Below are 20,053 nucleotides of genomic sequence, written 5' to 3'. Positions count from 1 at the left end.
AGTGGGAGGCGTTTGTGTGACGTTCCGGAATAGAGAGCAACCCCTGACCGTAGAAAGGGTCAGGGGTTGCTTTCGTCGAGGGTTTACCCCAACTGGCCGAGGGTTTCCCCTAGTTGACGTCCGACGGGTCGAGCCGGTAGAGCGACGCGGTTTCCTGAGTACCGGTCTCGGTCCCGGCATCGGAGGACGCGGTGGTGCCGCTGTACTCGCTCGCCTTGACCGCCGTACCGTTCTTCTCCACCCAGGCCGTCACCTCAGCGCTGACGCTGTCGGTTCCGCCCTGGCCGCCGCCCATGCCGCCGCCGAGCTGGATGTAGTGCAACTCGCCCTTCTCCACCAGTTCCTTGAGCTTGTCGACCGTCATCGCCTTGTCGGTGCCGGTCCAGCCCCACATGGAGATGACGGGCTGCCCGGTGGTCACGATCAGCTGCGAGGCGGCCTGCGAACCGGACACGGCGATCAGCCACTCGGCGCCGTCACGGTTCTTCTCCAGGTAGGTGATCAGCGCGGTGTCGGTGCCACCACGCATACCGCCACCGCCCATGCCACCGCCCATGCCACCGCCCATGCCGCCGGCTGCTGCGCCGCCGGCCCCTGCCGCGCCGGTGCCGCCCGCGCCGCCGGGAGGCGTGCCCGTACCGTCCTGCTGCTGGGCACCACCCTGTCGGCCTCCGGCGAAGCCGCCGCCCGCCGCCCCGCTGGGCATGCCACTCGGCGGCGTACCCGTGCGACCGGTCTGGCCTGCCTGGCCGCCCTGGCCGCCTTGTGCCCCACCGGGACGCTGGCCACCGGCCGCGGCCGCACCGCCGCCCGCCTGGCCGCCGCCTCCGCCGCCTCCGCCGAAGCCGCGACCGCCCGTCGAGGGCCCGGCCGTCGGGTTGGTGCCACCCATGGCCTGCGCGGCAGTGGGCACCGCGGCCGCGTACGCGGCCGGACCCGCGAGCGACGCGACGACCGCCGCGGCCAGGGACGCCGCGAGGAACCGTGCCCGGTGACCGGAGCGGAAGACGAGCAGACCCGCGATCGCCAGCGCCATGACCAGCGCGATCGCCGGCCACAGCCAGGTGTTCCAGTCGGAGGCCCGGCGCAGCAGCACGACGGCCCAGATGCCGGTGACCGCCAGGGCTGCCGGCAGCACCCATGCCCACCGCTTGTCGGCGCGGAAAGCGCGCAGCAGCATGACGCCGCCGCCCCCGCACAGTGCCGCGATGCCCGGCGCGAGTGCGGTCGTGTAGTACGGGTGCATCGTGCCCTCGGCCATGCTGAAGGTGAGGAAGTGGAGCGCGGTCCAGCCGCCCCACAGCACCAGCGCGGCGCGCGTCAGGTCCGTGCGCGGCGCGCGCCCGCACAGCACCAGGCCGCCGACCAGCGCGATGCCCGCGAAGGGCAGCAGCCATGAGATCTGGCCGCCCAGGATGTCGTTGAACATCCGGCCGATGCCGGCGGTCCCGGAGAAGCCGCCGCCCGCTCCGCCGCCCATGTTGTCGTCGCCGCCGAAGACGCGGCCGAAGCCGTTGTAGCCCATGATCAGGTTCCAGGCGGTGCCGTCCGTCGAGCCGCCGATGTACGGCCGGTCGGCGGCGGGCACCAGCGACACGGCGATCGCCCACCAGAGGCTGGCGGCCGCCAGGGCCACGCCCGCGATCAGCAGGTTCACGATCCGCTTCACGAGGCCGAGCCGGGACGCGTACAGGTACACGGCGAACACGGCGGGCAGCGCGATGTAGCCCTGCAGCATCTTCGTGTTGAACGCGAGCCCGAAGCACACCGCCGAGCCGATGAGCGGCAGCAACCTGTCGTCCCGTGTGGCGCGCAGGGCAAGTGCCGCGCCCGCCACCATCAGGAAGACGAGGAGTGAGTCGGGGTTGTTGTCCCGGTTGATGGCCACCGTGATGGGGGTCAGCGCCAGGACCAGCGCGGCCACGGTCGCCGCCGCGTGTCCGAAGACCCGCTTCACGGAGGAGTGCAGGACCCAGATGGTGCCGACGGCGGACGCGATCAGCGGCGCCATCATCTGCCAGGTGCCGTATCCGAAGACGCGGCAGGACAGGCCCATCACCATCAGGACGAACGGCGGCTTGTCGACGGTCATGAAGTTGCCCGCGTCCAGCGAGCCGAAGAACCAGGCCTTCCAGCTCTGCGTACCGCTCAGCACGGCCGCGCTGTAGAAGCCGTTGAGGTTGGACGAGGAGAGATTCCAGGAGTACAGGATCGCGGCGACCAGCATGATCGCGATCAGTGCGGGGAGCGACCAGCGAGGCGCCTTCTCCGGTGGCCCGGGTGGGCCGGGCGGAGTGGGGGTGGGCGAGTCGGGGGAGGTCACGGGGGCGTGGGGGAGTGGATCGGTGGCAGATGTCACCAGTGCACCTTGCATACGTGCGATGGGCACGAGCTGTGCTTTGCCTGGGGGCAGGCTATGGATGAATGAGATACAGGTAAGAGAACAAACGCCTCCCCGGCGGAGGTGTACGAGTGGCCGGGGGCGGGGGGTCAGGGCCGTGCGCAACTCGTCCGGCGTACCCGTCCGAACTCACCAGGCGCTACTCACCAGGCGCTACTCGCAAGGCGCTGGAACACCAGCCAGAGCTGTGAAGCCACGCGGGCGGGGGCCTGCCATCCGGCGACACCCGGTTACCCGAACCGGCTGCTGTCGGTGAAGGGGCGTCGACCGCTCCTTCACCGACAGCAGCCGGCTTCCACGCCGCGACGAATTCCGGCGCAGTGGTGTGGGTGTCGAGTCAGCAGCTCAGGTTGGCGCCCGGGTCCACGCCCAGGATCTGCGCGAACTGCTGGTATTTGTCTATGCGGCTCTGTACCTGCGACGGGTTGCCGCCGTTGCACTCGATGCTGCCGTTGATGCTGCGGATGGTCTCGCCGAATCCGGCGCTGTTGACCATGGCGTTGTGCGGAGTCATGGTCCCCGGGCCGGTCTGCGTGTTCCAGTACCAGAGTCCGGTCTTCCAGGACACCGCGGAGTCGTTCTGCACCAGGTCGGGGTTGTTGAGCAGATCGATGCCCAGGGCGTCGCCCGCCGCCTTGTAGTTGAAGTTCCAGCTCAACTGGATCGGGCCACGGCCGTAGTACTTGTCGTTGCCCGCGGGACAGCCGTACGACTGTGCCGCGTCGCAGTAGTGCGGGTAGTTGGCCGTGTTCTGCTCGACCACGTAGACGAGGCCGCCGGTCTCATGGCCGACATTGGCCAGGAAGGCTGCGGCCTCCTGCTTCTGGACCGTTTCGCTGCCGGTGGTCGTGAAGCCGGGGTAGGCGCTCAGCGCGGCCGTGAGACCGCTGTACGTGTAGAACGAGTTCCTGCTCGGGAACATCTGGTTGAACTGGCTTTCACTGACGAGGAAATTGGCCGCGGCCGTCGTCGGTTTTGCCTCCGCCGGCACGGCAAGGGTCATGAAGGACAGCAGGGCCGCCGAACAGGTCGCGGTCAGCAGTCCGAGCGTACGTCGACGCATGGGATCACTCCATGGATCAGGCGCGAAAAGAGCGCGCGCTTCCCCTCGAAGGGGAGCGGTGGGGGGTAAGGCCGGCCACATGGGAGGCGTGGCCGTCCGGGCGGGCTAACCGGCAGCGGCGCCCTCCGGGTCAGTCAACTGCCGCTTCAGCCGCCGACGTTGACGTCGATGCAGGCGTAGAAGGCATTGGTGGTGTCGGCGATGTTCCACACGGCGAGCACCTTCTGCGGGCCTGTGAGGCCGCCGAAGCTCACCTGGTGGGTGACGGTCGAGCCGGGCTGCGCGCCCTTGTCGTCGAACTCGGCGATCTTCTGCCCGCCCGCGAAGTACTGCCAGGTGCTGGTGGCGTGACTGGCCGTCAGGTTCCACTGGAACTGAGTGCTGCTGCTCACCGGAGTGACCTGCCAGCCCTTGCTGTCGTCGTCGAGCTCGGCGAAGGCGGAGTTGCCACCGCTGCAGCTCGTCAGCCCCTTCGGGCCCTCGACGCTCTGCGGCTCGTACGTGATGGCGCCGCAGGCGACCGTCCCGGCGGCGCACTGCGCCTGCCTGCTGGGCGGGTTGGAGATGTATCCGTGTGCGCTCGCGGAGGCTGCGGGCAGGCTCACGGCGATCACCGGGGCAAGGGCTGCGCCGATGAGTACGGCTGTCTTCCTCATGGTTGGGTTCTCTCCTTCACTGCGTGTCTTCCCGCGGATGTACCGGGTTGTGGGGAACCCGGTACGCGGGTCGGCTTCTCGTGGGTGGGGGGCCAGGAGTGCGAAGGCCGGCAGCACATGTCGACTGTGCAGACGCAATGGTGTGCGCCCGCCAGGCGGGATTTGCTACGTGGACTAGACCATACCTGTGAAGGTGTTCACGTCAAGGGTGTAGTGCGATGTCGCAGCAGGGGGCAGCGGCTCATCAGTGGTTGGCGGGCTTCATCGAATCGCCGTACATCGCCGTACGCAGTGGTGAACTGTGGAGATCGGCATGGCGATCGCGAAGTCTTTTTGAAGGCCGGCTTGGACCGCGCTGTAGTGGGTAGGCGCTCGGGTTCAACCCGGCAAGAGTCGGCGCGATGTTGGCGAACTCACAGCCTTCGAGGGTACCTTCGTACAACCATTCCCCCCATCCTGTGCGTCAAGAGATGCGAGCGTGCCGGGGGCGCGCTCGTATCGCTTCTAGGGGATGGGAAGCCTCAATGACTCACCGAATATCGCGGCGTACCCGTGTGCTCGGCGCGGGGATCGGCGCCGGGATGCTCATGCCGCTCGTGGCCGCGGCCACGCCCGCCGCCGCTGCGGCACCTACGGTCGCCTGTAGCTCGGCGAAAGCGGGTCTGGCCACGAAGCTGCAGAGGGACATCACCGCCGCGCTCGCGAACCGTTCGGGGACCATCGCGGTCGGGCTGTACGACCGTACGACGAAGACGACCTGCACCCTGCGGAACAGCACCGCCTACGACTCGGCCAGCGTCGTCAAGGTCACCGTCCTCGCCACGCTCCTCTGGGACGCCAAGAAGCACAACCGCTATCTCACACAGCGTGAGGCCGACCTCGCCAAGGCGATGATCACCAAGTCGGACAACACGGCGACCAGCACCCTGTGGAGGCAGCTCGGTCTGACGAAGATCAAGGGCTTCCTCGCCGCCGCCGGAATGACCCAGACCAAGCCGGGCGCGGACGGCTACTGGGGCCTGACCCAGATCACCGTGCGCGACGAGCAGAAGCTCCTCGCGCTCACCACGGCGAAGAACTCGGTGCTGAGCGACAACGCCCGCGCGTACATCCTCAAGCTGATGGGCCAGGTCATCTCCTCCCAGCGCTGGGGTACGCCGGCGGGTGCGCCCTCCGGTGTCGCCGTGCACGTCAAGAACGGCTGGCTGTCGCGGGCCACGCACGGCTGGCGGGTGCACAGTGTCGGCACCTTCAAGGGCGGCGGCCACGACTACACGATCACGGTCCTGACGCACGGCAACAGCACCATGCAGTACGGCATCAACACCATCCAGGCGGTGGCCAAGGTCATCCACAGGGATCTGGCGGCGAGCTGACCCTCGGGCAACAGGCTCTCGGTTCCCCGGAATTCACGGCCAGTACGCCTGCGCTGAACCAGCCGCCGCCTACCGTGGCGTCATGCGCCTGCGAACCGTACTCGCCACCGTCACCGCCGGCCTGGCGGCGGTCACCCCCCTAGCCGCCGCCGGGTCCGCAACCGCCGCTGCGAGCACCGGCGCCCACGCCTGCTCGCCCTCCGTCTCCATCGCCGGCTTCTCCGACGCGCTCGACAAGACGACATACGAAGGCACCTTCGTCGGCAACTTCTCCGCGCTCGCCACGGACCGGAACGGCCGGATCGTCGCCCTCTCCGACCGGTCCTCGCTCTTCACCCTCGACGCGAAGACCCTGAAGACCCTGCAGCCGACAGGTGTTGTGGCGCTCGCAGACGAGAACGGCGCCGCGCTCGACTCCGAGGGCCTGGTCGTCGACCGCGACGGCACGCGGCTCATCTCCTCCGAGACCGAGCCCTCCGTACGCCGCTACTCCCGCGACGGCGAGATCCTCGACCGCCTCCCCGTCCCGGACGCCCTCAAGGTCGCCCCCGCGGGCCGCGCCACCACGAACCAGACCTTCGAGGGGCTGACCCTGCTGCCCGGCGGGCGCACTCTGCTCGCCGCGATGGAGGGCTCGCTGTCCGGCGACACCACCGGCATCGTCCGCTTCCAGACCTGGGACCGGAAGGCCCCCGGCAAGGCCTTCCGGCTCGCCGACCAGTACGGCTACCGCACCGACACCGGTCTCGGCGTCTCCGAGACCACCGCCACCCCCGACGGCCGCCTCCTCGTCCTGGAGCGTGGTTTCACCGCCGGCGTCGGCAACACCGTCCGCCTGTACCTGGCGGACCCGCGGCACGCCACGGACACGAGCGGCGAGGCGACGCTCACCGGGCAGGACGGCGTACGGCTGGTCAGGAAGACCCTCCTCGCCGACCTGGTGAACTGTCCTTCACTGGGCGCCACGGCCAGGCAGCCGCAGCCCAACCCGCTCCTCGACAACATCGAGGGGCTGACGATCACCGGCTCCGCCCAGGGCCGCCTGAACCTCCTCCTGGTCAGCGACGACAACCAGAACGCGGCCCAGATCACCCGCTTCTACTCCCTCCGGGTCCGCCTGCTGTAGAGGCCCCGCAGGGCTTCCGTAGCGGCTGCCACAAGGCTTGGGTAGTGGCTGTCTCAGGGCTCCAATTGTTGCGGAGGGATGAAATCCGCTTCTCTGAGCGTTGGTGCCTTCCGGCGGACTCGGATCTACGGAAGGCACTCGCGTGGCAGCGCAAGGGGGATGGGCACGGCGACTCGCCGGGTACGCGTGGCGGCACCCGAGGGAAGTCGTACTGGCGCTCGGTTCCTCGCTGGCAGGTATGGCTGTCATGGCGCTCGTCCCGCTGATCACCAAGGTGATCATCGACGACGTGGTCGGGAACCACACCAGAGACATGGCCCCCTGGGCGGGTGCGCTCATCGGCGCCGCCTCCCTCGTGTACGTCCTCACCTACATCCGCCGCTACTACGGCGGCCGCCTCGCCCTCGACGTCCAGCACGACCTCCGCACCGAGATGTACGCGACGATCACCCGGCTCGACGGGCGCCGCCAGGACGAACTGTCCACCGGACAGGTCGTCGGGCGCGCCACCAGCGACCTCCAGCTGATCCAGGGTCTTCTTTTCATGCTGCCGATGACCATCGGCAACGTGCTCCTCTTCCTGATCTCGCTCGCGATCATGGCCTGGCTCTCCCTCCCCCTCACCCTCGTCGCGCTCGCCGTCGCGCCCGCCCTGTGGGTCGTCGCCAAGCGGAGCCGCTCCCGGCTGCACCCGGCCACCTGGTACGCGCAGGCCCAGGCGGCCGCCGTCGCGGGTGTGGTCGACGGCGCGGTGAGCGGCGTACGGGTGGTGAAGGGCTTCGGGCAGGAGGAGCAGGAGACCGGCAAGCTCCGGGAGGTCGGGCGCAGGCTCTTCGCGGGGCGGCTTCGGACGATCCGGCTGAACTCGAAGTACACCCCCGCCCTCCAGGCCGTCCCCGCCCTCGGCCAGGTCGCGATGCTCGCGCTTGGCGGCTGGCTCGCGGTGCGCGGGCAGGTCACGCTGGGTACGTTCGTCGCGTTCTCCTCGTACCTCTCGCAGCTCGTCGGGCCCGTGCGCATGCTCGCCGTGGTACTGACCGTGGGACAGCAGGCCCGGGCCGGCGCCGAGCGCGTGCTCGAACTCATCGACACCGAGCCGTCGATCAAGGACGGGACGAAGACGCTGCCGGCCGACGCGCCCGCGACCGTCGAGTTCGACGACGTGTCGTTCGGATACGAGGAGGGGCGGCCGGTCCTTAACGGGCTGAGCTTCGAGATCCGGCCCGGCGAGACCCTCGCCGTCGTCGGCTCCTCCGGCTCCGGCAAGTCGACCGTCTCGCTGCTGCTGCCGCGCTTCTACGACGTGACGCACGGCGCCGTTCTCGTCGGCGGCCATGATGTCCGCGAGCTGACGGCCCAGTCGCTGCGGGCCGCGATCGGGCTCGTGCCCGAGGACTCCTTCCTCTTCTCCGACACCGTCCGCGCCAACATCGCGTACGGCCGCCCGGATGCGAGTGACGAGGAGATCGAGAGCGCCGCCCGCGCCGCCCAGGCCGACCGCTTCATCGTCGAACTGCCGAACGGCTACGACACCACGGTCGGCGAGCACGGCCTCACCCTCTCCGGCGGCCAGCGTCAGCGCGTCGCACTCGCCCGCGCCATCCTCACCGACCCGCGCCTGCTCGTCCTGGACGACGCCACCTCCGCCGTGGACGCCCGGGTGGAGCACGAGATCCATGAGGCGCTCAGCCAGGTGATGCAGGGCCGCACGACCCTCCTCATCGCGCACCGCCGCTCCACGCTCAACCTCGCCGACCGCATCGCCGTACTCGAAGACGGGCGGCTGTCCGACATCGGCACGCACGACGAACTTCAGCGGCGCTCCCCGCTGTACCGGCGGCTGCTGACGGACCCGGACGAGCTGGGCGGTGTCTCCCCGGGACACGCCCTGCCCGCCGCGCCGCCGGAGGACACCTCCGTACGCGACGAACTGGACGCCGAGTTCGACGCCGAGCGCGGGGTCACTCCCCGGCTCTGGACCGGCGACCGCGAGCCCAAGGACAACGCGCTCGCCGGGATGCCGGTCACCCCCGAACTCCTCACCCAGGTCGAGGCGTTGCCCCCGGCCACCGACACTCCCGGCATCGACGAGGCACGGGCAGTCACGCCCGAGGACTCGTACGGACTGCGGCGGTTGCTGCGCGGCTTCGGGGCGCCGCTGCTGATCAGCCTCGGGCTTGTCGCCGTCGACGCCGGCATGAGTCTGCTGCTGCCAGTGCTGATCCGGCACGGCATCGACCAGGGCGTCTCCGAGGTCGCGCTCGGCGCGGTGTGGGCGGCGTCCGGTCTTGCGCTGGTCACGGTGCTCGTCCAGTGGGCGGCGCAGATCGGCGAGACGCGGATGACCGGCCGGACGGGGGAGCGGGTTCTCTACTCACTCCGTCTGAAGATCTTCGCGCAGCTGCAACGCCTCGGACTCGACTACTACGAGCGGGAGTTGACCGGGCGGATCATGACCCGGATGACGACGGACGTGGACGCGCTGTCCACGTTTTTGCAGACGGGTCTCGTCACCGCCTTCGTCTCCGTCGTCACCTTCTTCGGCATCCTGGCCGCACTCCTGGTGATCGACGTACAGCTGGCGCTGGTCGTCTTCGTGACGCTGCCGCCGCTGATCGTCGGCACCTTCTTCTTCCGCCGGGCGAGTGTGAAGGCGTACGAACTCGCCCGCGAGCGCGTGTCGTTGGTCAACGCCGAACTTCAGGAGTCGGTCTCCGGGCTGCGGATCCTGCAGGCGTTCCGGCGCGAGGACTCGGGCGTGCGGCGGTTCACGGAGGGCAGTGACAACTACCGCCGGGCGCGCAGGCGCGGGCAGTGGCTCATCTCCGTGTACTTCCCCTTCGTACAGCTGCTGTCGTCGGTCGCCGGGGCGGCGGTGCTCGTGGTGGGCGCTCAGCGCGTCGGGGCCGGGACGCTCACGACCGGCGCGCTGGTGGCGTACCTCCTCTACATCGACCTGTTCTTCGCGCCCGTGCAGCAGCTCTCGCAGGTCTTCGACGGCTACCAGCAGGCGACCGTGTCGCTGGGCAGGATCCAGGAGCTGCTCCAGGAGCCGACCTCGACGAAGGCCGCGGACAAGCCGCTCAAGGTGCCCTCCCTGCGGGGCGAAATCGCCTTCGAGGACGTCGACTTCGCGTACGGGGACGACGAAGAGGCCCTCAGCGAGGTGTCGTTGACCATTGCCGCCGGGCAGACCGTCGCCTTCGTCGGGGAGACCGGCGCGGGCAAGTCGACGCTCGTCAAGCTGGTCGCGCGCTTCTACGACCCGACCGGCGGGCGGGTGACCGTCGACGGCACGGATCTGAGGTCACTGGACCTGACCGCCTACCGGCACCGGCTGGGCGTCGTCCCCCAGGAGGCCTACCTCTTCCAGGGGACGGTCCGGGACGCCATCGCGTACGGGCGTCCCGACGCGACCGACGCCCAGGTGGAGGCCGCCGCCCGCGCGGTCGGCGCGCACGACATGATCGCCACCCTCGACGGCGGCTACCTCCACGAAGTCGCCGAGCGCGGGCGCAACCTGTCCGCCGGCCAGCGTCAGCTGATCGCACTGGCCCGCGCCGAACTCGTCGACCCCGACATCCTGCTCCTCGACGAGGCCACCGCCGCCCTGGACCTGGCGTCGGAGGCACTGGTCAACCAGGCCACCGACCGGATCGCCGGCCGCCGTACGACCCTCGTCGTCGCCCACCGCCTGACCACGGCCGCACGTGCGGACCGGGTCGTGCTCATGGACCACGGCCGGGTCGCCGAGGACGGCACCCACGAGGAGCTGCTCGCGCTGGGCGGCCAGTACGCCGAGCTGTGGCGGACCTTCGTCGGGGCGCCCGAGCCGGGAGAGCCCGTCGGCCACCCGGCCTGACCCTGACGCACTCGCGCAACCAATCGACATGCGCCGTGCGTCCGTACTCCAGTACGCACATGGGCCTGCGGTACGGGGGAGGGACGACAGTGGTGGACAGTGCTGCGGTACGCCGACGGACGGCGCTCGGCGTGGCCGTGCTGACCGCGGCCGGGCTGCTCGCGCTGGTGAGCCCCGGCAGCGCGCAGGCCACGGCCTCGTCCTGCGCGGGGCGCAAGGTCCGCACGCTGCCCTTCTCGACCGGGTCCGTGCAGGTCTACAAGCGCGGCGGCTACATCTGCGCCATGACCCTCCCCAAGACGCCGGGGCCCCGCAAGAAGATGTCCGTCAGCGTGCAGGCACGCGGCAGCCGGCCGGTGGTCGACGACGGGCTCTTCTCGCACCACGCGGGTCCGGTGACCGTCCACGCGGGGCGGCGCTGCGTGTGGATCAAGGGCTCCGTCGGCAGGGGCTCGGTGAGCTCGGGCTGGATCCTCTGCTGAATGACCCGAGTTCTCCGGAGATGTATGACCCAGATCCTCCGCTGAATGATCTGGATTCTCGGCCGATTCACCGCATACCCACAGGGTTTGCGCAATTGCCCCTGGTGTCACGCGAGTTGCTCCGCTAGGTTCCGGCGGACATCTGCGTTACTCCAGGGGAGGGTGCATGCGCAAGGCGCTCAGATGGCTGCTGGCGCTCACGGTGCTCATAGGCACGTTGAGCACGGCCGGAGCGGCCACCGCCGCTCAGCCGGAGGCCACCACCGGCACCACAGGTACGGCGAGTACGACAAGCACAGACATACTGGACCGGCTTCTCGCGATACCCGGGATGAGCCTCGTCCAGGAGAAGCCGTACACCGGCTACCGCTTCTTCGTCCTCAACTACACCCAGCCGATCGACCACCGGAACCCGTCCAAGGGCACGTTCCAGCAGCGCATCACCGTGCTGCACAAGGACACCGCGCGCCCGACGGTCTTCTACACCGGCGGCTACTTCGTCTCCACGACCCCGAGCCGCCGCGAGCCCACCCAGATCGTGGACGGCAACCAGGTCTCGATGGAGTACCGCTTCTTCACCCCGTCCCGGCCCGACCCGGCCGACTGGTCCAAGCTCGACATCTGGCAGGCGGCCAGCGACCAGCACCGTATCTTCCAGGCCCTCAAGCCGATCTACGACAAGAAGTGGATCTCCACGGGCGGCTCGAAGGGCGGCATGACCGCCACGTACTACGAGCGCTTCTACCCGCGTGACATGGACGGCGTCGTCGCGTACGTCGCGCCCAACGACGTGGTGAACAACGAGGACTCGGCGTACGACACCTTCTTCGCGAACGTCGGCACCGAGGAGTGCCGCGACAGGCTGAACGCCGTGCAGCGCGAGGCGCTCGTACGCCGGGAGCCGCTGGAGAAGACGTACGCGGCCTACGCCGCCGAGAACGGGTACACCTTCACCACGATCGGCAGCCTCGACAGGGCGTACGAGGCGGTCGTCCTCGACTACGTCTGGGGCTTCTGGCAGTACAGCCTGCTCGCTGACTGCGACACGATCCCGGCGGACGCGGCCAACGCCACGGACGAGGAGATCTGGACCTCCATCGACACGATCTCCGGCTTCTCCTTCTACACGGACCAGGGCCTGGAGCCGTACACGCCGTACTACTACCAGGCGGGCACCCAGCTCGGCGCGCCCACCATCGACTTCCCGCACATCGAGTCGAGCCTGATCCGCTACGGCTACCAGCCGCCGCGGAACTTCGTGCCGCGGGACATCTCCATGAAGTTCCAGCCGTCCGCCATGCGTGACGTGGACACCTGGGTCAAGAACAACGCCAACCACATGCTGTACGTCTACGGCGAGAACGACCCGTGGGGCGCCGAGCGCTTCCGCCTCGGCAAGGGCGCGCGTGACAGTTACGTCTTCACGGCACCCGGCCTGAACCACGGCGCCAACGTCGCGGGCCTCGTCGCCGACGAGAAGGCCCTCGCCACGGCCAGCATCCTGAAGTGGGCGGGCGTCGCCTCGGCCACGGTCCAGGCGGACCCGTCGGCGGCCAAGCCGCTCGCGAAGTTCGACGCGAAGCTGGATCAGCGTGACGTGGAGCGCGAGCCCGCGTTGCGCCCGTAACTCCCGGACCGCGCCGATAGGCAACGTCCTTGCTGCGCCCGCCCGTTCACTGCACCGGGCGGGCGCAGCCCACCGGCCTGGTGCCGCCGAGCTGGACGTACAGGTCCGTGGAGGCCGGGCACTGGGAGCGGTCCTCGACCGCCGACATCACCTTGTGCTCCGGGGGTTTCCTGCCCTTCCCGTCGCACGCGGTCTCGCGGACCTGACCGCTGCCGGAGCTGTAGACGCAGTCGCCGACGACGGTGCGGGGGCCTCCGCCGCCGCCCGGGTCGCCGGGGTGCGGGGGCTGGAGCCCCCGCATACAGGCGTAGCCCTGCGGGATCGCGCCGTCGCCGTCCTCGTCGGAGGACGGCCGCATCTCGCTGATGTGCAGCACGAAGTCCGTGTTCGCGGGGCAGGAGGGGCCGTCCGCCACCTTGCCGTCGTAGCGGGCGACGACCCGCGCGGCTGCCCGTTCGCTGGTGCAGAGCACCTCGGTGAAACTGGTCGTCCCGAAGGAACTGCACTCGTCGACGCCGAGGAACACCGCGCCGTAGCCCGCGGGCCTTGTCGACGCCGTACCCCCGGAGGGTCCGGACGCGGACGGCTCGGACGGCCCGGACGAGGTCGACAACGCGTCACAGCCGGTGAGCCCCGACACCGCCAGCACGCACACCAGGGCACACGTCAGCACCCCCGCCCGCAATGTGCCCAGCACGGCACGTGCAGTCCGCATGGTTCGCATGGCAATCCCCCCGGTACCGAAGCCCAGCGTGACCCGCGACAGCGGGCCACGCCAGGCGTACCGGGCGCTTTGCGCCACTTGGGGGCGGTCCGCCGGGTGTGCGGCGTACGCGCCGTACGTCGGATGACCCGCTCGTACGACATCCCCTGTCCGGACGTCCGACTAGTACCGCAGCCCGTACCCGATCGGATACAGCACCCGCGCCGGATCGTCCGCCCGCTGTACCGGCACCGGAAGCTCGCCCCGCGGCTCGGCGCGGCCCGCGATCACCCGTGCCGCCGCGCGCAGTTCGACGTCGGTCCAGGAGTACGCCGCCAAGTAGGCCGGAACATCCGGGAGTTGGGCCACGTCGTACGGGTTGCGGATGGCGACCGCGATCACCGGGACGCCGGTGGCGAGGAGTTGGGTGACCAGGGTTTTCTGGGAGCTGGTCGCCGTCACGTTGTACGTCCCGACGACCACGGCGTCCGCCTCGCCGGCCGCCGCGACCGCGCGGCTGATCGTCGCGGCCGAGGGCGCGGTACCGGTGGACAGTGCCGTCGCGGAGAAGCCCAGTTCGGTGAGGGCGGTGGCGAGGACCTTGGTGGGCGGTCCGTCGGTGCCGGACGGGGAGGCCGGGTCGGCGCCGACGACCAGCACCTTGGGGGAGCGCCGCCGGGAGAGCGGCAGCAGGTCCTCCTTGTTGACGAGCAGGGTGGTCGTGCGCTCGGCGATCCGGTCCGCGGCCCTGAGGTGCGCCGCCGTGCCGACGGCGCTGTCGACGCCGGCATCGGTCACGTACGGGTCCTTGAGCAGCCCCAGCTTCGACTTGAGACGCAGGACGCGCAGGATCGACTCGTCGAGGCGCGCCTCGGTCAGCTCGCCGCCCCGCACGGCACCGAGGACGGCGTTCCAGGCGATGTCGAGCGAGGGCGGGTTGAGGAGCTGGTCGACACCGGCCTTGAGGGCCAGTACGGGGACGCGGTCGTCGCCGTACTTCGTGCGGACGCCCTGCATGCCGAGCGAGTCGGTCACCACGAGCCCGTCGTAGCCGAGTTCGCCGCGCAGGATGCCGGTGAGGATCGTCGGCGAGAGGGTGGCCGGGTCACCGGAGTCGTCCAGTGCCGGGACCATGATGTGCGCGGTCATGATCGAGTCGATGCCGGCGCGGATGGCCGCCCGGAAGGGCGTGGCGTCCAGGGTCTCCCACAGCTCCCGGCTGTGCGTGATGACGGGGAAGCCGTAGTGGCTGTCGACGGCGGTGTCCCCGTGCCCCGGGAAGTGCTTGGCCGTGGCCGCGACCCCGGCGCCCTGATACCCCTTCACCTGGGCGGCGACCAGCTCCGCCACGGCGTCCGGGCCGGCGCCGAAGGAACGTACGCCGATCACCGGGTTGGCCGGGTTGACGTTCACGTCGGCGACCGGGGCGTAGTCCTGGCGGATGCCGAGCGCGTGCAGTTCGGCGCCGGCGATCCGGCCGGCCGTGCGGGCGCCCGCCGTCGCTCCTCCCGCCCCCAGGGCCATCGCGCCCGGGAGCAGCGTCGCGGGCTTGCCCACCCGTGCCACTATCCCGTGCTCCTGGTCGGTGGAGATGAGGACGGGCAACCCGCGAGGCTGTTCCAGGGAGGCCCGCTGGATGCCGTTCGACAGGCTCGCGATCTGGTGCGGATCCCGGGTGTTGTGCGCCCAGGCGAAGTAGATGATCCCGCCGACGCGGTACTTGGCGATCAGCTCGGCCGCCGTCCTGACGCCGATCTCCTTGAGATTGGCGTCGATGTCGACCTGGTCGGGCGCGGTCGCCGAGTGCCCGTACACCCGCATCACGAAGAGCTGGCCGACCTTCTCCTCCAGCGTCATACGGGAGATGAGGGCGCGGAGTTCGGTGTCGTCGTGTGGGCCGGTGCCGGCGTCGGCGTACGCGCCGGTGCCGCCGGCGAGGGCGGCGGTGACGCCCGCGGTGGCGGCGAGAACGGTACGTCTGGACGGTCGTGCGGTGCTTCTCGTGCTTCCCGTGCTGGACTCGCGCACGTGGCGCCCCTTCCCTCGTGAAGGAAACTTCCGAGGAGTCACGAATATCCGGGAAGTTTCTTCCAGTCAAGGGTGCGCACGTTGCCGCGCGGCGGGATTGTGGTGGGCCCGCGGTGGGCCCGCGGTGGGCCCGCGGTGAGGCCGTGGTGGGGCCGTCACCGGCGCTGTTGGAGGGGGGCGCGCCGGTGACGGCGTGCTGTCGGCCGCAAGCGGCGGAGAGGGTAAGTCAGCTTTCGCAGCCAGCAGCGAGGCCGACACCGCTCTGCGGAGACTCATCCGACAGCATGGGGATTGGACGGAGGGGGCGAGGACAGGGTTCCCCAATCTCCCGGGGATGCCTGAAAGTCGGTACGGGGGAGGCGGCTTGGGCGTACGTGCCGCGAGGGGCGGCGCCTGTCCCAAGGGAGCGGCGCGCCTGTCCCAAGGGGTCGGCGCCCGTCCCAGGGGAGCGGCGCCCGTACAGCGCTGTCGCTGTCGCTGTCGCCGTAGCTGTGGGCATGTGTGCTGCCAGCGGCGGCACCTGTCCCAAAGGAGCGGCACCCCGCAAGCGCCGGGCTGGAGACCCGACGTGAAGCCGAAGTGGGAGCGGATCTGCCGGGTCGCCGCCGGTCTCGGTGGTGCCAGTCGGGGACGGAAGGCGTCACGACCGGCGGGCTTTTTCCGCTCCCACTTGTTCCTGCTTGTTCCTGCTCGTTCCTGCTTGGCAGGGTTACTTCAGCTGGAACGGCGCCGACATTGCCGTCAGCATGCTGTGTTCGGCGTCGTCGTCGGACAGTTCCCACATGAAGGTGCCCAACAGCCCGCTCTGCTTGGCGTAACGGGCCCTGATGGCGATCGACGTCGGATCCTCGTAGCTCACGAACCTTCGCTCGGCGGCGTTGTACAGCCACGGGGACTGTGCCTGCGGATTCCAGTACCGCTGCCAGGCCGGGTCGTCGAGCAACGGCTCGATCGAGCGCCAGCCGCTGACCCAGAACGTGGACTCGTACGGCTGGTACAGACCGTGGTTGTCGCCCTCCTCGTTCACCACGAAGCCGCGGCCGTAGAACGGGGTGCCCAGCACGAGACGGTTGGCGGGGACGCCGTGCAGCCGGTAGTAGGCCACCGCGCCGGTCACGTTGTTCCAGGTCTTGTCCGGCTGCGCCGTCGGGTCGGCGGACACCGGCCCCATCGGGGCGTTGAAGGTGGACACGGGCGAGAATCCGGTGCCCATGTCGTAGGTCATGAGGTTGATGAAGTCCAGGATCTTGGCCAGCTTGCCGAGTTCGAAGCTCTTCGCCGGGTCGTAGGCCCCGTCGGTCTGCAGCCGTCCCGTGGGAAGCGCGGCCGTCACCTCGTACCGCTTGCCGTCCTCCTGGCCGCGCTTGTCGATCTCAGTGCGGAACTCCTGCGCCAGCAGGGTCATGTTCCTGCGGTCCTCGGGCCGGTCGGTGATCTCCGTCGGGCCGCCGTAGACCGGGAACTCCCAGTCGAGGTCTACTCCGTCGAAGCTGCCCCGGTAGGTGGAGAAGAACATATCCAGGCACGAACTCACGAACGTCTGCCGGGAAGCGGCGGTGAGCGCGGCGTCGGAGAACCCGGCTGTGCCCCAGCCGCCGATGGAGATCAGCGTGCGGAGCTGGGGGTGTTCACGCTTCAGCTCTGCCAGATCCGCGAAATCCTGCGCGGCATTCGGCAGAATCGTGCACTTTCCCTGGTCGATCGTCGAGAATGCGTAGAATAGATGGGTTATTTGGTCGGCGGGAATCTGCGAAACGGGATACGCCTCGCTGTTCCATCCCGCGTAGTACGCGCCGATTACCGGACGTTGCTCTGTGGGTGCTGTGGCGAGGGCTGTGGCGGGTGCTGCGGCGACGGCTGTATCGGCCCCCACCAGGCACGCCGCCGACGCCAGACATGCCAGCAATAGGGCCCGCATACGGCGGAATCGCAACATTCACTACCTCCGTGAAGAGCTGATAGTTGATAGCGATCACGGTAGCGGGCCGAGCGGACAGGCAGCTCCTTGAGGGCCGATAAGCGGGAAGCCTATGAGGTGCCTGTCGCATTGAGTCCGCCTCCCGATTTCAGGCATTAGCGTGCCTGTCGGTGGGAAATACATCATTTCCAGCCGCAGGCCCACTGCTTCGGTAAGTGTGGGGCGGGGCCTGCCCGGAGGGCAGGCCAGGGCAGGGGACGACAGGGCAGGCCAGGGCAGGCTCAGTGCGGGATGCCGTCGATGAGTTCGCGGGCGCCCTGGCGCAGCAGGGCGACAGCGACGGAGGTGCCCAGGGTCGCGGGATCGAGGCGGCCCGCCCACTCGTGGGCGTTGAGTACGGTCTTGCCGTCAGGGGTGAACACGCAGGCCCGCAGGGAGAGTTCGCCGCTGCGCTCGGACTTCGCGTAGCCGGCGATCGGTGAGTTGCAGTGTCCCTGCAGGACGTGCAGGAACATCCGCTCGGCGGTGGCCTCACGGTGCGTCGCCGGATCGCCGATGCCGCTGACGGTGTCGATCACGGCCGTGTCGCCCTCGCGGCACTGCAAGGCCAGAATGCCCGCGCCGATAGGCGGCATCAGCGTCTCCGGCGACAGGATCTCGGTGATCACGTCCATTCGCCCGATGCGCTCCAGGCCGGACGCCGCGAGCAGCAGCGCGTCGGCCTCGCCGGCCGCCAGCTTCTCCAGACGCCGGTTGGCGTTCCCCCGGAACGGCACGCAGTCCAGGTGCGGATGGGAGGCGGCGAGCTGTGCGACGCGGCGTACGGAGGAGGTGCCGACCCGGGTGCCCGGCGGCAGTTCGTCGAGGGTGAGCCCGCCGGGGTGGATCAGCGCGTCACGGATGTCGTCCCGCGCGAGGAACGCGGCGAACATCGTCCCGGCCGGCAGCGGCCGGTCAGCCGGGATGTCCTTGACGCAGTGCACCGCGAGATCCGCCTCGCCCGCCAGCAGCGCGGCGTCGACCTCCTTGGTGAAGGCCCCCTTGCCCTCGACCTGTGCCAGATCCCCCATCCATTTGTCCCCGGTCGTCTTCACAGGGACCACCTCGGTACGGATCCCCGGGTGCAGTACGCCCAACTCGGCGCGAACGCGCTCCACTTGGGCCAGCGCCATGGGCGAGTCACGGGAGACGATACGGAGGATTTCCGGAGCGGACATGACGTTCACGATAGCGGCCTGCGGGGGGACGGACGCCCGCGTAGGGTCGTACGCCATGATCCTCTGGCTTAACGGCACCTTCGGCGCGGGCAAGACCACCACCGCGAAGGAACTCGCCTCCCGCATACCGGAGTCCAGGCTCTTCGACCCCGAACAGGTGGGGTACATGCTCTGGCACGTCCTGGGTAAGCCCCGGGAGTTCCAGGACTTCCCGCCCTGGCGCGGGCTGGTGGTCGAGACGGCACGTCAGGTCCTGGACCACGTGGGCGGAACGCTCGTCGTCCCGCAGACGGTCCTCAACGAGCGGTACTGGCACGAGATCAGCGCCGGCCTCGCCAAGGCAGGCATCCCCGTACGCCACTACCTCCTCCACACCGACCACGACACCCTCGTCCACCGCATCGAGACCGACACCGACCCCGAGAGCGCCGGCGCCCGCCAGTGGCGCCTCGACCACCTCGCCGACTACCAACGCGCCCTGCCCTGGCTCCGCGAGGAGGCGGAGACCGTCGATACGACGGGGATCCCGCCGTCGCGGGTCGCGGAGCTCGTCATGGCGAGCGTGGGGAACGCCTGACCCCGGTCGAGGGCCGCGCCTGGCGGTTGGTCAATTGACGGTTGCTCAACTCGGTTGCCGCGGCTAGTAGTTGTTCCTGTACGGCGGTCAGTACGGGGTCGGACTCCGAGCCCGTGCGTACGGCCATGAAGACGTTGCGGGTCGGTGGAGTGCCGTCGGGGGTCAGTAGGGTGAGTCGGCGGTGGGCGTACAGGGGCTGGACCATGCGGGGGATCAGGGCTACTCCCTGGCCCGCCTCGATCAGGGCCGCTAGTGCGCCCCAGTCGTTGACGGCGTGGCGGATGTCGGGGGTGAAACCGGCCGCCGCGCAGACCGTGCGGGTGACCGCGCCGCAGCAGCTGTCGGCGTCGCCGACGATCCAGGGATCGGTGGCGAGTTCGCGGAGCGCGACCCGGTCGCGGTCGGCGAGGCGGTGGTCGGCCGGTACGGCGAGGTCCAGGACGTCGGTCAGCAGATCGGTGCGGGCGTAGCGGCGGTCGGTGTGCGGGGGCGTTGCCGGGAAATCCACGGCGACGGCGACGTCGACCTGCCCCGCGTCCAGGGCGGTGAACAGGTCGGGCGGCTGGGACTCGACGACGTCGATACGGACGTGGGGCAGCCGCTCGGCCAGAGCGGCGAGCGCGCCGGGCAGCAGGCCGAGGATGCCGCTGGAAAGGGCGCCGACGGTAACGGACGCGCGCCCGCCGCCCTCGCCGTAGGAGGCCAAGTCGGCGCGAGCACGCTCCAGTTGAGCGGCGATGAGATCGGCGTGCGTCAGCAGTACCCGGGCCTGACCGGTCAGCCGTACGCCCCTGCCGTCGCGCTCGGTCAGCGGCACGCCTGCCTCACGGGCGAGGGCGGCGATCTGCTGGGAGACCGCCGACGGCGTGAGGTGCAGGGCTTCCGCAGCCCGGGCGAGGCTGCCGCGTCGCTGGAGCTCGCGCAGGACGGTCAGCCGGCGGAGGTCGACAGTGAAGGTCTCGCTTACCTGTTCCACCCGGAAAGATTAACTGGACCGGCGTACCGGTGATCGGAAAC

14 protein-coding genes are annotated in these 20,053 nt (G+C 69.6%); 6 read left to right on the top strand and 8 right to left on the bottom strand.

Annotated features, from left to right (window positions below):
* Positions 1-109 precede the first annotated feature (109 nt).
* From ACFYPC_RS13600 to ACFYPC_RS13590, 3 genes are all read right to left on the bottom strand, one after another.
* On the bottom strand, positions 110-2,359 hold the full coding sequence (locus tag ACFYPC_RS13600; RefSeq protein ID WP_388674639.1) for an ArnT family glycosyltransferase: 2,250 nt from the start codon (positions 2,357-2,359) through the stop codon (positions 110-112).
* Between the two features lie 379 nt (positions 2,360-2,738).
* A complete protein-coding gene (locus ACFYPC_RS13595) occupies positions 2,739-3,464 on the bottom strand; it encodes a chitinase (RefSeq protein ID WP_388674637.1) in 726 nt (241 codons plus the stop codon).
* Between the two features lie 146 nt (positions 3,465-3,610).
* Positions 3,611-4,120, bottom strand: coding sequence for a lytic polysaccharide monooxygenase auxiliary activity family 9 protein (locus ACFYPC_RS13590; RefSeq protein ID WP_388674635.1), 510 nt, complete (start codon positions 4,118-4,120; stop codon positions 3,611-3,613).
* Between the two features lie 524 nt (positions 4,121-4,644).
* Here ACFYPC_RS13590 and ACFYPC_RS13585 point away from each other — a divergent pair.
* The 5 genes from ACFYPC_RS13585 (at position 4,645) to ACFYPC_RS13565 (ending at position 12,593) form a co-directional block, all read left to right on the top strand.
* Complete coding sequence (locus ACFYPC_RS13585) at positions 4,645-5,496, top strand: serine hydrolase (protein ID WP_388674633.1); 852 nt, start codon at positions 4,645-4,647, stop codon at positions 5,494-5,496.
* Positions 5,497-5,578: 82 nt separating this feature from the next.
* Positions 5,579-6,622, top strand: coding sequence for an esterase-like activity of phytase family protein (locus ACFYPC_RS13580; protein WP_388674631.1), 1,044 nt, complete (start codon positions 5,579-5,581; stop codon positions 6,620-6,622).
* A 142-nt stretch (positions 6,623-6,764) separates the two neighbouring features.
* Complete coding sequence (locus tag ACFYPC_RS13575; RefSeq protein ID WP_388674629.1) at positions 6,765-10,484, top strand: ABC transporter ATP-binding protein; 3,720 nt, start codon at positions 6,765-6,767, stop codon at positions 10,482-10,484.
* A gap of 92 nt (positions 10,485-10,576) precedes the next feature.
* The gene (locus tag ACFYPC_RS13570; protein WP_388675231.1) at positions 10,577-10,966 is read left to right on the top strand and encodes a hypothetical protein; all 390 of its coding nucleotides are present in this window, start codon (positions 10,577-10,579) and stop codon (positions 10,964-10,966) included.
* A gap of 166 nt (positions 10,967-11,132) precedes the next feature.
* Positions 11,133-12,593, top strand: a complete 1,461-nt coding sequence (locus ACFYPC_RS13565) for a S28 family serine protease (RefSeq protein WP_388674626.1) — start codon at positions 11,133-11,135, stop codon at positions 12,591-12,593.
* 46 nt (positions 12,594-12,639) lie between these two features.
* On the opposite strand, the gene ACFYPC_RS13560 is transcribed toward ACFYPC_RS13565, so the two are convergent.
* The 4 genes from ACFYPC_RS13560 to hemC form a co-directional block, all read right to left on the bottom strand.
* The gene (locus ACFYPC_RS13560) at positions 12,640-13,308 is read right to left on the bottom strand and encodes a hypothetical protein (protein WP_388674624.1); all 669 of its coding nucleotides are present in this window, start codon (positions 13,306-13,308) and stop codon (positions 12,640-12,642) included.
* Positions 13,309-13,479: 171 nt separating this feature from the next.
* Positions 13,480-15,324, bottom strand: coding sequence for a glycoside hydrolase family 3 protein (locus ACFYPC_RS13555; RefSeq protein WP_388674622.1), 1,845 nt, complete (start codon positions 15,322-15,324; stop codon positions 13,480-13,482).
* A 709-nt stretch (positions 15,325-16,033) separates the two neighbouring features.
* The gene (locus tag ACFYPC_RS13550) at positions 16,034-17,260 is read right to left on the bottom strand and encodes a glycoside hydrolase family 18 protein (RefSeq protein ID WP_388674620.1); all 1,227 of its coding nucleotides are present in this window, start codon (positions 17,258-17,260) and stop codon (positions 16,034-16,036) included.
* Positions 17,261-17,523: 263 nt separating this feature from the next.
* Positions 17,524-18,459, bottom strand: coding sequence for a hydroxymethylbilane synthase (gene hemC / locus ACFYPC_RS13545; protein WP_388674618.1), 936 nt, complete (start codon positions 18,457-18,459; stop codon positions 17,524-17,526).
* 55 nt (positions 18,460-18,514) lie between these two features.
* On the opposite strand from hemC, the gene ACFYPC_RS13540 reads away from it, so the two are divergent.
* Positions 18,515-19,036, top strand: a complete 522-nt coding sequence (locus ACFYPC_RS13540; protein ID WP_388675228.1) for an AAA family ATPase — start codon at positions 18,515-18,517, stop codon at positions 19,034-19,036.
* Here the strand turns inward: ACFYPC_RS13540 and ACFYPC_RS13535 are convergent.
* Positions 19,011-20,012 carry a LysR family transcriptional regulator gene (locus tag ACFYPC_RS13535; protein ID WP_388674616.1) on the bottom strand — a complete coding sequence of 334 codons (1,002 nt, stop codon included), beginning with the start codon at positions 20,010-20,012 and terminating at the stop codon, positions 19,011-19,013. The genes ACFYPC_RS13540 and ACFYPC_RS13535 overlap by 26 nt on opposite strands.
* Positions 20,013-20,053: the final 41 nt, after the last annotated feature.

Origin of the sequence: Streptomyces sp. NPDC005808 (genome assembly GCF_042871385.1) — a bacterium.
GTDB lineage: Bacteria > Actinomycetota > Actinomycetes > Streptomycetales > Streptomycetaceae > Streptomyces.
This window is presented reverse-complemented; position numbering and strand designations above follow the sequence as displayed.